This is a genomic window from Paraburkholderia phenazinium (assembly GCF_900141745.1).
GTDB lineage: Bacteria > Pseudomonadota > Gammaproteobacteria > Burkholderiales > Burkholderiaceae > Paraburkholderia > Paraburkholderia phenazinium_B.
Map to the genome: position 1 here is coordinate 116502 of NZ_FSRM01000002.1, position 12880 is coordinate 129381.

At 59.3% G+C, this 12880-nt stretch carries 14 protein-coding genes; 6 read left to right on the plus strand and 8 right to left on the minus strand.

Annotation, left to right across the window (positions count from 1 at the left end; translation table 11 throughout):
• Nucleotides 1-36: 36 nt before the first annotated feature.
• The 3 genes from BUS06_RS20615 to aldA all read right to left on the minus strand — a co-directional run bounded on the left by BUS06_RS20615 (nucleotide 37) and on the right by aldA (nucleotide 4168).
• On the minus strand, nucleotides 37-1254 hold the full coding sequence (locus BUS06_RS20615) for a mandelate racemase/muconate lactonizing enzyme family protein (RefSeq protein WP_074266306.1): 1218 nt from the start codon (nucleotides 1252-1254) through the stop codon (nucleotides 37-39).
• Nucleotides 1255-2577 carry an MFS transporter gene (locus BUS06_RS20620; protein ID WP_074266307.1) on the minus strand — a complete coding sequence of 441 codons (1323 nt, stop codon included), beginning with the start codon at nucleotides 2575-2577 and terminating at the stop codon, nucleotides 1255-1257.
• A gap of 166 nt (nucleotides 2578-2743) precedes the next feature.
• Nucleotides 2744-4168, minus strand: coding sequence for an aldehyde dehydrogenase (gene aldA, locus BUS06_RS20625; RefSeq protein ID WP_074269211.1), 1425 nt, complete (start codon nucleotides 4166-4168; stop codon nucleotides 2744-2746).
• 256 nt (nucleotides 4169-4424) lie between these two features.
• Between aldA and BUS06_RS37895 the strand changes: the two genes are divergently transcribed.
• Complete coding sequence (locus BUS06_RS37895) at nucleotides 4425-4916, plus strand: GNAT family N-acetyltransferase (protein ID WP_074266308.1); 492 nt, start codon at nucleotides 4425-4427, stop codon at nucleotides 4914-4916.
• Between the two features lie 652 nt (nucleotides 4917-5568).
• Nucleotides 5569-5826 carry a hypothetical protein gene (locus tag BUS06_RS20640; RefSeq protein WP_143787625.1) on the plus strand — a complete coding sequence of 86 codons (258 nt, stop codon included), beginning with the start codon at nucleotides 5569-5571 and terminating at the stop codon, nucleotides 5824-5826.
• 448 nt (nucleotides 5827-6274) lie between these two features.
• Here BUS06_RS20640 and BUS06_RS20645 read toward each other — a convergent pair whose 3' ends face one another.
• Together BUS06_RS20645 and BUS06_RS20650 are read right to left on the minus strand one after the other, a co-directional pair.
• Nucleotides 6275-6535: a DUF6723 family protein gene (locus tag BUS06_RS20645; protein WP_074266311.1), complete on the minus strand. Its 261-nt coding sequence runs from the start codon at nucleotides 6533-6535 to the stop codon at nucleotides 6275-6277.
• A gap of 129 nt (nucleotides 6536-6664) precedes the next feature.
• Nucleotides 6665-6934, minus strand: coding sequence for a hypothetical protein (locus tag BUS06_RS20650; RefSeq protein ID WP_074266312.1), 270 nt, complete (start codon nucleotides 6932-6934; stop codon nucleotides 6665-6667).
• 217 nt (nucleotides 6935-7151) lie between these two features.
• On the opposite strand from BUS06_RS20650, the gene BUS06_RS20655 reads away from it, so the two are divergent.
• On the plus strand, nucleotides 7152-7355 hold the full coding sequence (locus BUS06_RS20655; RefSeq protein WP_074266313.1) for a cold-shock protein: 204 nt from the start codon (nucleotides 7152-7154) through the stop codon (nucleotides 7353-7355).
• A gap of 170 nt (nucleotides 7356-7525) precedes the next feature.
• On the opposite strand, the gene BUS06_RS20660 is transcribed toward BUS06_RS20655, so the two are convergent.
• Nucleotides 7526-8236: a lysophospholipid acyltransferase family protein gene (locus BUS06_RS20660; protein ID WP_074266314.1), complete on the minus strand. Its 711-nt coding sequence runs from the start codon at nucleotides 8234-8236 to the stop codon at nucleotides 7526-7528.
• Between the two features lie 458 nt (nucleotides 8237-8694).
• Here BUS06_RS20660 and BUS06_RS20665 point away from each other — a divergent pair, with 458 nt between their 5' ends.
• The 3 genes from BUS06_RS20665 to BUS06_RS20675 all read left to right on the plus strand — a co-directional run bounded on the left by BUS06_RS20665 (nucleotide 8695) and on the right by BUS06_RS20675 (nucleotide 10152).
• On the plus strand, nucleotides 8695-9369 hold the full coding sequence (locus BUS06_RS20665) for a response regulator transcription factor (protein WP_074266315.1): 675 nt from the start codon (nucleotides 8695-8697) through the stop codon (nucleotides 9367-9369).
• A gap of 145 nt (nucleotides 9370-9514) precedes the next feature.
• A complete protein-coding gene (locus tag BUS06_RS20670) occupies nucleotides 9515-9784 on the plus strand; it encodes a DUF4148 domain-containing protein (RefSeq protein WP_074266316.1) in 270 nt (89 codons plus the stop codon).
• A 92-nt stretch (nucleotides 9785-9876) separates the two neighbouring features.
• A complete protein-coding gene (locus BUS06_RS20675) occupies nucleotides 9877-10152 on the plus strand; it encodes a hypothetical protein (RefSeq protein WP_074266317.1) in 276 nt (91 codons plus the stop codon).
• 173 nt (nucleotides 10153-10325) lie between these two features.
• Here BUS06_RS20675 and BUS06_RS20680 read toward each other — a convergent pair whose 3' ends face one another.
• Together BUS06_RS20680 and BUS06_RS20685 are read right to left on the minus strand one after the other, a co-directional pair.
• Nucleotides 10326-11006, minus strand: coding sequence for a response regulator transcription factor (locus tag BUS06_RS20680; RefSeq protein ID WP_074266318.1), 681 nt, complete (start codon nucleotides 11004-11006; stop codon nucleotides 10326-10328).
• A 13-nt stretch (nucleotides 11007-11019) separates the two neighbouring features.
• A complete protein-coding gene (locus BUS06_RS20685) occupies nucleotides 11020-12423 on the minus strand; it encodes a sensor histidine kinase (RefSeq protein ID WP_074269212.1) in 1404 nt (467 codons plus the stop codon).
• Between the last annotated feature and the right edge of the window lie 457 nt (nucleotides 12424-12880).

Below are 12880 nucleotides of genomic sequence, written 5' to 3' on the forward strand. Positions count from 1 at the left end.
CGCCCGCTTCAGTGAATGCGAAATTGACTCTCAAGTTCAACCCTTGGCCGGCGCAAGATCCTTGACGTCGGCGGGCTTCGCGGCCATCTGCAGATGCAGGCGTTCGCCGCTGTACGGCGAGTGTTGCCGCACCACATCCATGTCCAGTTCGACGCCAAGACCCGGCTCGCGTGACGGAATGATGTAGCCGTCTTCCCAGCGAATCGGTGTCTTCAATACTTCCGCATGGAATCCGCCCCACGTCCCAATGCTTTCCTGAATCAGGAAGTTCGGCGTGCAAGCCGCCAGTTGAATGCTCGCTGCGGCGCCCACCGGCCCGTTGTAGAGATGCGGCGCGATCTGCGCGTAGTACACCTCAGCAATGCTCGCGACTTTCTTCGCTTCGAGCAGACCGCCTACGCGCGCCACGTTCAATTGCAGAATCGATGCCGCGCCCGCCTCGAGCAGCTTGAAGAACTCGTACTTGGTGGTCAGACGCTCGCCAGCCGCGATAGGAATGCTGGTGTGTTTGGCCACTTGCGCCATCGCGCCTTCCTGTCCCGGCGGCACCGGCTCTTCGAACCAGAGCGGATCGTATTTCTCGAGACGTTTGGCAAGACGGATAGCCGACGACGGCACCATTTGCCCATGTGTGCCGAACAGCAAATCGGCCTTGCTGCCCACCGCTTCGCGCACCCTGCGGCAAAACAGTTCGCAACGGTCCAGTACTTCTATCGACAACTGGTGACCGGAATACGCGGTGTACGGACCTGCCGGGTCGAACTTGACCGCCGTGAAGCCGCGTTTCACGTTCTGGACCGCGCATTCGGCCGCGAGATCGGGATCGTCGTAATCGTATTCGCCGTCGCGATTCTTCGGATACAGATAGGTGTACGAGCGAAGCCGTTCGTTGACCATGCCGCCCATCAGTTCGTAGACAGGCTTGCCGGCAGCCTTGCCGATGATGTCCCAGCAGGCCATCTCCAGGCCGCTGACGATGCCCATCATGGTCAGGTCGGGACGCTGCGTAAAGCCGCTCGAATAGGCTTCACGCCACAGCCGCTCGACGTGATGCGGATCCTTGTCGAGCAGATAGCGGCCGAACACATCGTCGATGAGATGGGTCATCGCATTCGGATGAAACGTCGCCGAATAGATTTCGCCGACGCCTTCAATCCCGCACGCCGTCTTCAGCTTGACGAAGATCCAGTACATGCCGCCCAGATGCGGCGGCGGCACGGCGACGATATGCGTTTCGAGCGAGACAACTTTCATTTACAGACCTTCTTTCCTGTTAAGCATGTTTCTAAGTGCAAGAGCAGCGAAGCCGCCGAGCGCAGCGACTGCGGCTACATAACCAAAGTAGAGCTGGTACCCGAATACACCGGGATAGGTCTGCGTCAGATAGCCGTTGATAAGCGGCAGAAAGACATCCGGCGAATAGCCGAGCACCGAGATCAAACCGATTGCCAGACCCATCGTTTCGACCGGCACATTGCAGCGATCGAGCAACGACCAGTACAAGCCGCGAATCGCGTAAGTCAGAATGCCGATGAACAACACGAGGAGCACCAGCGCCACGTGGCTGCCAATTCCAGGCGCAGCAACCAGTCCGAGCAGCGAGAGTGCCGCGAGGAACAGCGCGATCACCAGCACGGAGACCTTGGAAAAGCGGTCGCCGAGGAAACCGCCACCAATGCCGCCGATAGGCCGCATCCACAGCTTGAGCGTGGTGATCGTGCCGGCCATCACCACGGAGAGGCCAATCGCGCCTTCATGCAGATAGGCCGAAAAGCTGTAGGTCGCCCAGAAGACCTGATAACCGCAGAACACAATGGCGGCCACCAGCCACAGTTCCGGAATCGAGGCGAGCGTTTTCAGGTCGACAAAGACGTTACTGCGCCTGCGTATGGCGGCGTGGTCCGCCGCGGCTTTGCTACCCCGCGGATCCTTCACGAGACCAAGCACAACGCCGAGCACAATGCACAGAAACGCGTACATGTAGACCACCAGCTTGAAACCTGCCGCGACCGGTTCGCCACGCGTCTGCGTCATCCAGGCGAACAAGGTGATCGCAACGGTCGCCAGCAGCGCTTCGATCAGGCCACGGCCACCGTCGAGAAAACCGAAGAAGCGGCCTTGTTCGTCTGCTCCGGCGATCATCGACACGCGCTTGATGACGGCAGCCCAGAACGTCAGACCGGTCGACAGGCCCCAGCCGCCGAAGATGACCATCAGCAGATGAAACGACGGCGCGGTCGAATACCACAGACCCAGCGCGCCGGTTGCGACCAGTGAGAAACTGATGAGCATGCGCGGCGCGATACGGTCGGCGAGCCAGCCGCTCGGCAGATAGCTGATCAGGAAGATCGTCCCAAGCGACGAGTAGAGGTAGCCGAGCTGGCTGTCGGTGATATGGAACACCTCCAGCATGGTCGGCTGATACACCTGCCGCAAATAAAGAATGGGATAAATCGCGCCGGCGGCGATCACCAGCAGCAACAGTTGCACATAGCGCTGTGCAGCGTTTTTCCGCACGGCGGCTGCGTCGTGGGCAACCGACAGCGCGGCGTTGGATTGAACCGGTTGAGATGACACTGGGGTGCTCCTAAGAGACACACAAGGCCTGCAGCGCATTGCTGCCCCGGCTTTGTCGCATCTCCAATATCTTTGTTATGGTTGCAGCGTGCTTGCGCGAGACTGCAGGTTCAGAAAGGGCGCGCCGCTGTGTGCAGCGTGCCGGGTTTGAGTGTGTATCGAGCCTTTAGTACTTCATGACCACGAGGCGTGTCTGCGTAAATTCGAGCATGCCGTGCTTGCCATCGTCGCCGCCGAGGCCAGAGCGCTTCCAGCCCGCGTGGAAGCCCTGATACGGGTCGGCCGGCGTGCGGTTCACGTACAGCTCCCCCGCTTCGATGCCGTTGGCGATCTTCATCGCAGAACGATAGTTCTCGGTGTAAAGCACTGACGACAAACCGAACTGGTGATCGTTAGCCATCCCAAGCGCTTCGTCGAGCGTGCTGTATTTGACGACCGGCATGATCGGACCAAAGGTCTCTTCCTGGATGATCTCCATGTCCTGGCTGCAGTTCGAGAGCAACGTTGCCGGGTAAAAGAAACCGTTGCCGCCGGGCAACTCGCCACCCGTCTCGAGCCTGGCGCCCGCTTCCACGGCGCGCATGACCATTGCATGGATCGACTGACGCGACGCCTCGTTCACAAGCGGCCCCATGAGGGCGGCGTTTTCAGCGCGGTCGCCGATTTTCACCGCACTCATGTGCTGCCTGAGCAGCGCGACAAAGCGATCGTGCACGCTCTCGTGCACATAGACGCGTTCGATCGCCGTGCACAACTGGCCACAATGTGTGGTCTTGGACGCCACCAGTTCGCGCGCGGCCTTTTCGAGGTCGGCATCCGGCTCGACGATGGCGGGCGTTTTGCCGCCCAGTTCGAGCGACGGCTTGGCGATGTTCGCCTTGCAATACTCGAGCACCTTGCGCCCGGCACTGACGCTGCCCGTCAACGTGATCATGCCGACCGCCGGATGCGTGCAGACGTCTTCCGCGGTCGCGTGACTCATGGCCAGAATGTTCACGACACCTGCCGGCAAACCGGCGCGTTCGACTGCCCTGGCAATTTCGAATGCCGAGATCGGCGTGTTGTTGCTTGGGCGCACCACGACCGTGTTGCCGGAGATCAGAGCAGGCGCGATCTTGCGCAGCAATGTGTAGACCGGATAGTTGAACGGAATCAGGCAGGCGACGACACCGATCGGCTCGCGATGCAAGACCAGATTCTCGTCGGGGGTATCGCTCGGAATGACTTCGCCTTCGATGCGGCGCGCCCATTCCGCGTGATAGTGGGTGATTTGAGCGGCATAGATAGCTTCGTTAGTGGCATCCGCGACGCTTTTACCGGACTCCAGCGCGAGCGCGGCGCCGATAGCTGGTGCACATTCCGTCAAGGCATCTGCAAGCTTGTGCAGATGGACCGCCCGCTCGGCGGCGGGCAGCTTACGCCAGCCTTTCTGCGCAATGGCGGCGGCGCCGACCGCGGCGAATGCTTCGTCTCTCGACGCAGCGGAGACCTGGGCAACCAGGGCGCCGGTAGCGGGGTTGTAGACGGAGATGAGGTCGCCGGTTGCGGGTTCGATGAACTGGCCGTTAGCAAAATTCCGCTCGAGTCGCATAGTCTTTACCAGGTGGCGTGGTGCGAAAAACACATTGCCGGCCGCGATGAATGGCACGCCGCCGGTGCATGGGCAGAATTCTTCTCCGCGTCGCGAGGACCGACAAGCGACTAATTCGAGCCACAAACATTCGAAAAACTCATGTTATGGTTCGAGGCCTGGTGTGAAACACGAGCAATTAAAATGCGAAGCCGGACCCCGTCTGGAAACGTGGTCCAGGCCGATCACATCTGCCGTACAGAGGGAAACACAAGTCATGTCCTCCCGCCGCAAATGGGAATTCGAGCTTTTCACGCACGCCGCCCCGGACGTATGCGCAGCGGTCACGCGGGCTATCGCAAGGGAGGACGTCCCCGCGATCGCCTCGATCATGTACCGCGCTTTTCAAGGCACCGTGGATGACGACGGCATGCCGGAGGAGCAGGCCGCGCGGAAGGTGAACGCGATCATCGACGGCAAATATGGGCCGTTCATCGCAGCGGCGTCGCGTGTCGCCATCGTCGACGGCGAGTGTGCGGCGTTTTTGCTCGCGACCGATTACGAGCCGTACGGGATGCCGGTGATTGCAGCGATCGCTGTCGCACCGGAGTACCGCCGACGGCGATATGGCCGGCTTCTTCTGCAAGCGGCGACCCAGGCGCTTGCGACCTTGGGCTACTGCCGCTGTTGCGCCATGATCAGCCCCGGCAATGCCGCCTCCGAAGCCTTGTTCGTATCGATCGGGTTCAAAGAGGCGCAGCCGTCGTAAAGCGCTGGCGACACCGGTTTATAGGTAGGTCGAGAACATGCGCCACCAGGCGCACTCAGAGCCGCTAGCCGAGGCGCAACAAGGATGCCTGACTAGCGAGCAAAGTTTGAAGTTCATTCGAGTCGGGCCGAGTCCCCCAGTTTCGGGCGCCGGCCACTGACGCAATGGCGATCCACGAATTGGGTGGAAACCATTCCTGCACGACGGTTGTGCCCTGCAGAACACGAAGACGCCCCGTTTGCTCGCAATAGTCGGCGCACAGCTCCGTGCCGTCCAGTTGGGCAGTGACGAGGGGGTTACGCGTTCGCTGCATTGAGATCTCCCGCATAAAAGAACCTGGCGCGCGAAGGCGACGTACGACCCGTGCGCGATGCCGGTCGCGACGTACACGCGAGCGCGCACGACCTCGGTGATTGCCCTGTGACCGGGTGCTACCGGCGACACGGGCAGTGACGGGAGTCTATGAAGAGTTCGGATTTACAGGTGAAACGTGCATGCGAGATTGGTAACGTGAGGTTACCGATCGCGTCTCCAGGAGCGCGGGACTTGTCGGGGGCTCCCGACTTTATTGCACCGTGCATCCAGTGATGAGGAGACCTCGTATATGAAGTGACGCGGCGCAATTTCTGCATCGCATTCTGGGAGAAATGAAATGAACAAGGCAATGCTGACTGTCGTTTTGACGGGAGTGGCTGCGGTTTCGTTTGGGGTGTCGGGTGTGGCGTTTGCCGGCAATGCGCATGGTGCCGCGACGGCGGGGATGACTTACCAAGGGGATCCGGCTTCCAGTCCCTGGACGACCAAGCCTGCGGGGTGGACTATGGGGCAGCGTGCAGACGCGGAGCCCGCAGTGGCCGGGAATGCTTCTGAGAATGTAGTGGTGAGTCGCGCGCAGGCGGAGGCGCAATAAGAACCGAGGTTTGCTTTTTGCCTGCGGCACTTGACCGCGTTCCTGCAAAGCTGGCCTCTCCTTGCCCTGCTATCGGTCTATCAGCTTCGCCCAGAGCGGAGCGGCAATCCAAAATAGTTAGAATACCTACACAGTTCGCAGGGGAAGTTATGCCCGACGGCGTGGCGCGAAGCGCGACGCTGGAACGGATGATCGCTGTGTCACTGACGGGTGTGGTCCGAGGGCGCAATGCGTGCGCGGACCACTCCGTGTTCACACAAGTGGTGGACACCTACAGGCTAGCGGTTGGAAGCCCGCTTTCTTTGCTTACTTTCTTTGCGGCGGCAAAGAAAGTAAGTGCCGCCCCGCACAGGGGCAAAGCTAATAGACCGATAGCAATGCAAGGAAAGGCCAACACCGCCGGAAAAACAACCAACCCAAGGCGCCGCAGGCAAAAACCCCCAACCCCCTACAACTCCGGCCGAACCAAATCCCCAGCAACAATCCCCTCACCCCGCACCTGCGCAGCAGCCAACGCCTCAACCTTGGTAACAAAAGGCCCAATCTCCCCCGCCCCATCGAATGGAAACAACACCTTCCCATCGGTCTTGCGAACCACCTTCAAGACACCAAAAAACCGCCGATACCCGGCGAGTCGGGTCGAAGCCGAGACTTCGAAATCGCTCTCGGACTTCGCTGGAACACTGGGAATGAATGCAGACTTGCTCATACGTCGAAACGAGGTGAATTAGGAAGCGCAAGCGCCCACGACCACGTACGGATCGCCGCAGGCACCCAAAGCAAACCAGCATTGTCGCAAATCTTCACGCACCGCGAGTGACACGAGCGCAATACCAGATCAATACGCTTCCCTGAACCACGGCCCCCACACCGCTCCATCGCCCTTCAACCGCGTATAAGTAGCGCTTTGCCCCGTCGGAAGCTCCGACGTATCGCCCTGCGGCTTGGCGTCAGTGGTATGCAGCGCAAATGCCTGCCGCTCGTCCGTGTCCACAGTGACACGTCCAATCGGCTCCAGAACGTCGCTTTGCGCGGATTCCAGCAGCGCGAAGTAAGGGGTCAGACGGCCCCAAAACGATGTCAACTCTTCCTGCAAGTAATGTTTCATGTATTTCCTCGGGAGAGTGTGCACGCAGTTTACCCTACCCTGACATTACAGTTTCCCAACACCGCCTGGCTGGCATTTGTCCGATTTAAGCGACCTACAGAAACATCATGATTGGCAGGTTTGATATCAGCGTGGTACAAAGTCATTCTTCGCGTTCGGTCGCGGGGCGAAGACGCGGCACACGCGAACGCGACATTTAAATTGAATGGATTAAAAAATGGCAACCGGTATTGTGAAGTGGTTCAATGATGCAAAGGGTTTTGGTTTCATTACGCCTGACGGCGGCGGCGAAGATCTGTTCGCGCACTTCTCGGAAGTTCAGGGAAGCGGCTTCAAATCGCTGCAGGAAAACCAGAAGGTCAGCTTCGAAGTGAAGCAAGGCCCGAAGGGTAAGCAAGCGGCAAACATCACGCCGCTGTAACAGGCCGGGACGTTCGTTCCCCCCTGCTGCAAATGGCCCGCCTCGGCGGGCCATTTGCTTTTATGGCAGCCCAGGCCGCCATAAACGCCTTTATTGTGAGTTCACAGGCAATAAATACTTGATCGGATACCAAAGTCCGGTAAAACGTACCCGCGCATTTTCGCAAGCGATCAGAGCTTTAGCAGAGCCGTTTTCATCCAGTCGTGAACCGCCCGGCTCAACTCCTGTTGCGAAGTCTCGACAGAGGAAAACTCGGGACCCACGACGACCCGAATATGCCCTTTCCTGTCTGGCCAACCTTTTGCCGGCCAAACTTTTCCCGCGTTATGCACCACCGGTACCACCGGGGCACCGGTCGCACATGCCAGACGGATACCGCCCGAGGTCAGCCGAGGCGGCGCGTCGTGCGGCACACGGGTGCCCTCCGGAAAGATCACCACGACATCCCCCTTGGCGAGACGCTCGGCGCACTCTTGCGTGACCGCCTGATGAGCCTGACGTGGCGACCCGCGGTTCAGGCTCACCATATCGAGGCCACGTAGCACCCAGCCAAAGAACGGAATGCGCAACAGATCTTCCTTGAAGACGAAACTGATGCGCCGTGGAAACAGCGCGAGAAATGCCAGCGTCTCCCAAGTCGATTCGTGACGGCACAACAGAATCGACGGCCCATCCGGAAGATGCTCAAGCCCTTCCACCGAACAGGTCACGCCGGGTAGCCAACGCATCCATGCAACCATTGCACGACACCATTGCGCTGCCAGCCAGTAGCGTCCGGACCTTCCCGCGAAAGGAAACAACACGAGGATGAACGCGGAATAGACCGTGCCGCTGCCGAGCAGGCAGACAATGAAAAACCATTTGAGGAACTTGGAGCGCATGAAAAACCGAGTGAATAATGAATGGAGCCGGAATGTGTTGCGTCGCCGCCCGTCCAGATTGCGTGCGAGCCCAAACGCGCGTGTATGATGTCGCGCGCGGTGGTGTCGTGACTGAAACCTCGACGGCAGGCCATGCAGGCTGGCGGCCGCAGAACCGGTAGCAAGCTAGTCTGACACAAATTAAATCCGAGCCCACGCCTCGCGCGCATTCATTTCGGCTCGAAACACCTTCACGCCATGGCGGCTCCCGCCTGTAGCGAGCCACTGCATAACGCCGCGCATCGCGCCCGGCTCCGTTGCAAAACCATTAAAAACACTTAATCCATGTGGCGACGCCAGGTTACCAGCCGTCGGCGATGATGACCCTGTGATCTGTCCGATGGTCCTCCATGCGCGCATTGTCAGCAGTGCGAATGCAGGGTCGACTCGTGCCTCCTTCTTCGCAAAGCTGATAAGCCATGCCCAAAGTGCTCTCTGTGGAAGACGATGAACTGATGATTCACGAGATTGTGACCTCGCTCTCGGAGTCTGGCTATGAGGTCGACGTCGCACGCTGCGGGCGCGATGGCATCGCCAAAATCATGGCGTTCCCCTACGATCTCGTCACACTGGATCGCACGCTCCCTGACCTCGACGGCTTGACAATTCTCACGACCATGCGCGACGTAGGCATCGATACGCCCGTACTGCTCGTCAGTTCCATGTCGAATGTCGACGAACGCGTCAGGGGCTTAAGGGCCGGTGGCGACGACTATCTGACCAAGCCGTTCGCGCGCGAAGAAATGGCCGCTCGCGCCGAGGTGCTCCTGCGGCGCAAAACCCCGCAGCGCACGGCTGAAACCAGCCTTCAGGTGAGCGAACTGAAATTCGATCTGCTCAAGCATAGGGCCAGTCATCACGGTGAGGTGCTCGACCTCCAGCCAACCGAACTCAAACTGCTCGAATACATGATGCGCCATTCGGGCCAGGTGCTCACGCGCACGATGATCTTCGAGGGCGTATGGGGTTGCCGCTTTGATCCGGGCACCAATCTGATTGATGTTCATGTGGGGCGTTTGCGCAAGAAGCTCGGCGCTGCGGGAGAAGACCCGCAAATCCGCACAGTCAGAGGCTCCGGTTACATTCTCGGCTAAACATAGCTGCCGATTAAAAATCTCTTCACTTTCATGCTCGCGTTGCGATAGGCCCACCGCTCTATTCTGCTTCTTACCGAGACGCACATTGCGTTGTGCGGTACAGCCCGGACCTAAACCATCTCTTCCTCATAGAGGAGCAGTCATGAAAGCCATCAAGATCGCAGCTCTGCTGGGTATTCTCGCAACCAGCTCGGCCTTTGCCCAAAGCAACCCCGCCACTGCCGCTACATCCAACAACGCCCCGAGCACCGTGGCAATGTCGAACGCCGCGCCGCAAGACGCCGGAACGTGGGTTCCACCGTCCCAGGCGATTGCACCGAAGACCCGTGCCCAGGTGTACGGCGAACTCGTACAAGCCGAAAAAGACGGTCAGCTGAACTACCTGAACACGGTCGTCTACGCCCATCCGTAAGCGCGTCGCGGAATGCCGGCGTGCACCGGCTGGCATCCCGCGATGCAATCCGGCTTCATCCGGTTTTGCACCTTCTTAACAAGGAATCCGCCATGAAAACCCTCATGCTGGCAGCGCTCATCGGCCTCGCCGCAAGCAGCAGCGCATTTGCCCAGACCAACACGGGAGCATACGATCCGCATGCGGCATCGAGCGACTCCAGCTTCACCACCGCAGCAGCAACGCCTGATCAAGCCGGCCAGTGGGTCGCACCTTATGGTCAACCGGTTGCGGGACGAACCCGCGCACAGGTGTATCAGAGACTCGTCACAGCCGAGCAGGACGGGCAACTCGCATATCTGGACCGCACCGTATATGCCCACCATTGAGCAATACGCGCCGGATGACCGGCCCGCTTCAGTGGGCAGACCCACGTAACGCGAACAGGTCAATCCGGCCACCTTAGTTCTCCGAGATGTTCAGTTATCCTTGTGATGCCCGCTTCATGCGGCGCCGGGCTGGCCGCTCCTTCTCCTACCCACGCGGCTTTACCGTTTAATGTTCAACGCGAAGCCAACTGATAGCCGTAGCGGCTAATCGTCTCGACCCTCGCTCTAAACTCATTCAGTTCCAGCTTGCGCCTCAGGCGCGACACCACCAGGTTGACGCTGGAAGGATCGACATCCTCCTTGTCCGGCCATGCATAGCGGATCAGCTGATCTCTCGCGACCGGCGCATTCACCTGACGCAGCAGACATTCAATCAGCAGATACTCGCGTTTGGTCATCAGCACGCGCTTGCCGTCCTCGACCAGATCGCGCGTGAGTGGATCCAGTCTTAGCTGGATTGGCGTGGCCGACGGTTGAACCGAGCGCGCCACCGATGCCCGATGAAGCGCCAGCATGCGCTCCTGCATCTCCAGAAACGAATACGGTTGCACGAAACAGGCGTCGGCGCCCGCGCGCAGCACCCTGGCACGATCTTGCGAACTGCCGCTGGCAAGCGCGACGATCACGGCCGGCGCACGTGGCAGCCGCGCCAGTTCGGGTAGCGCGTCGAAGAGCGAGGTCATCAACGTGACGCCTACAGCGGAAATGACAATCGCATCGAATTCCTCATGCGAGGCAAGATAGAGCGCATAGCGGAGATTGTCCGCTGCCTGGACGCTATGCGCGCTTTCCCTGAATGCCTTATGTAGGTAAACCGTCTCCGCTTCGGAGGAAGAAACCAGCAGGATTCTCATCTATCGTTATGACCTACTGCAAGTTGTGTGGCCAGCAATCGATTGTGATTGTCGTTCCCCGGTCTTCACCACCAATGCGCAGCTCGAAGTCATGCAGCCGGATGATTGCCGAAACGATGCCAAGTCCAAGACCGGTTCCCGGTACGTGACGTGTCTGCTCGACACGGTAAAAACGGTTTAGCACTGCGTTACGCTCGCTCACCGGAATACCGGGACCGTTATCGGCAATCACGAGTTGGGGCCCCGACTGGCTCGACCAGAGATCGACGCTCACCTCGCCGCCGTTGGGCGCGAATTTGATCGCATTGTCGAGCAGGTTACTGAATGCCTCGAACAACAAGGCGCGGTCAGCATGCAATGGTCCGACAGCTGCCGTGCTGGACTTCAGAGTGATCGACTTCTCTTCGGCCAGCGGTTCATAGAGCTCGCACAGTTCGTCGACCAGCGTTTGCAACGAAATCACGTCGAAGCCGCTGCGCCGTTGTAGCGCTCCGATCTCCGAAATACGTAGCATCGCCCCGAAACGTTCGAGAATCGAGTCGGCCTCGACGCGCGCGTTAGCGAGCAGCGAGTCGGCCGCGCTGTCGCCCGTGGCCCGGACCCGCTCGGCGAGATTGGCCAACTGCAGACGCAAACGCACCAACGGCGTACGCAGATCGTGCGCAATGCCATCGCATGCGCCTTTGACTTCATTCATGAGGCGCTCGACTTCATCGAGCATGTGATTGACGAGGTGACACAGCATGTCCAGTTCGTCACGACCGCCGGTCGGCAAACGTTGCGCGAGATCCCCGTTGGCGATGCGGGTAGTCACGCGCCGCATGTCCGCCACACGGCGCATCTGACGCAGGCTCAGCAACAGGCCGGTGGCAAGACTGAGTCCGAGACACAGCACGCCGCCGACGATCAGCACTTTGGTCAGCTCCTCCCGCACGTGCCGCACGTCGGACAGGTTGCGTCCTATGACGAGCTTGACGCCGTTGTCGCGGAGTTCCCCTATCACGCGCACCGTGGGCGTCGACGCGTTATCCGGCAGTTCGATCGTGCGTCCCATACTGGTGCTATGGGATTCGCCCGCTTTGTCGAGCTTCAGCCCGGGTGGCATCGTGGCAATGTCCCCCGCGATCCGATGACCGTCCGGAGCGAATACGCCGTAGTAATTGGTGTGCCGGATTTCGCGCTCGAGCCTTTGGTTGATGACGGAGGCAAGCTGATCGTCGGACTTCGAATCGAAGTAACGCATCTGCCAGCGAATCCCACTATCGGCTTCGCGTTCCATCGCCGCGCCCACCGAGTATTCGAGAAACCCCAGCAAGGCCACGAAACACAGGGTAAAAATCGCTGCGTACGCCGACAGCCATCTAAATGTAGTGGTATGCCAGCGCTGCCCGGAACGGCGCCTAGCAGCCGTCTCCAGTTTATCGCTGGAGATCGCCTTCCCCCGTACTTTGCCAAAATCCAGAGTGGACACGGTCATCGGCCCCTCACTTGTAGATTTGTTGAAAGCGTGGACTTGATGGACATCCTCGCGACGCTAGCGGTCAGAAGGAAAATGGATTGAGCGTAAGACCACATAGTGAACATCCGAAAGTCATGCGCGTTTTCTGCTATCGATGTCGAAAGCTTCAACATCGCCAAAAACATTACAATCAGGATTCCATAGCTTACAGATTCTGTTATATTTAATTTATGAGGCGTCTCGTCTACGCTTGCCACGACACGCCTGCATCGGCGTCATGCGAAGCGCGTCGCCAGACAAAGCCCTGCCAATCTCCTGTTGCGCGCCACCAGGACATGGTCATACTGGTTACAGTCCTGGCATCATAGCTCCGCACGAATAAATACCAGGCCGCACCAAGATGAAAAACCCGTCA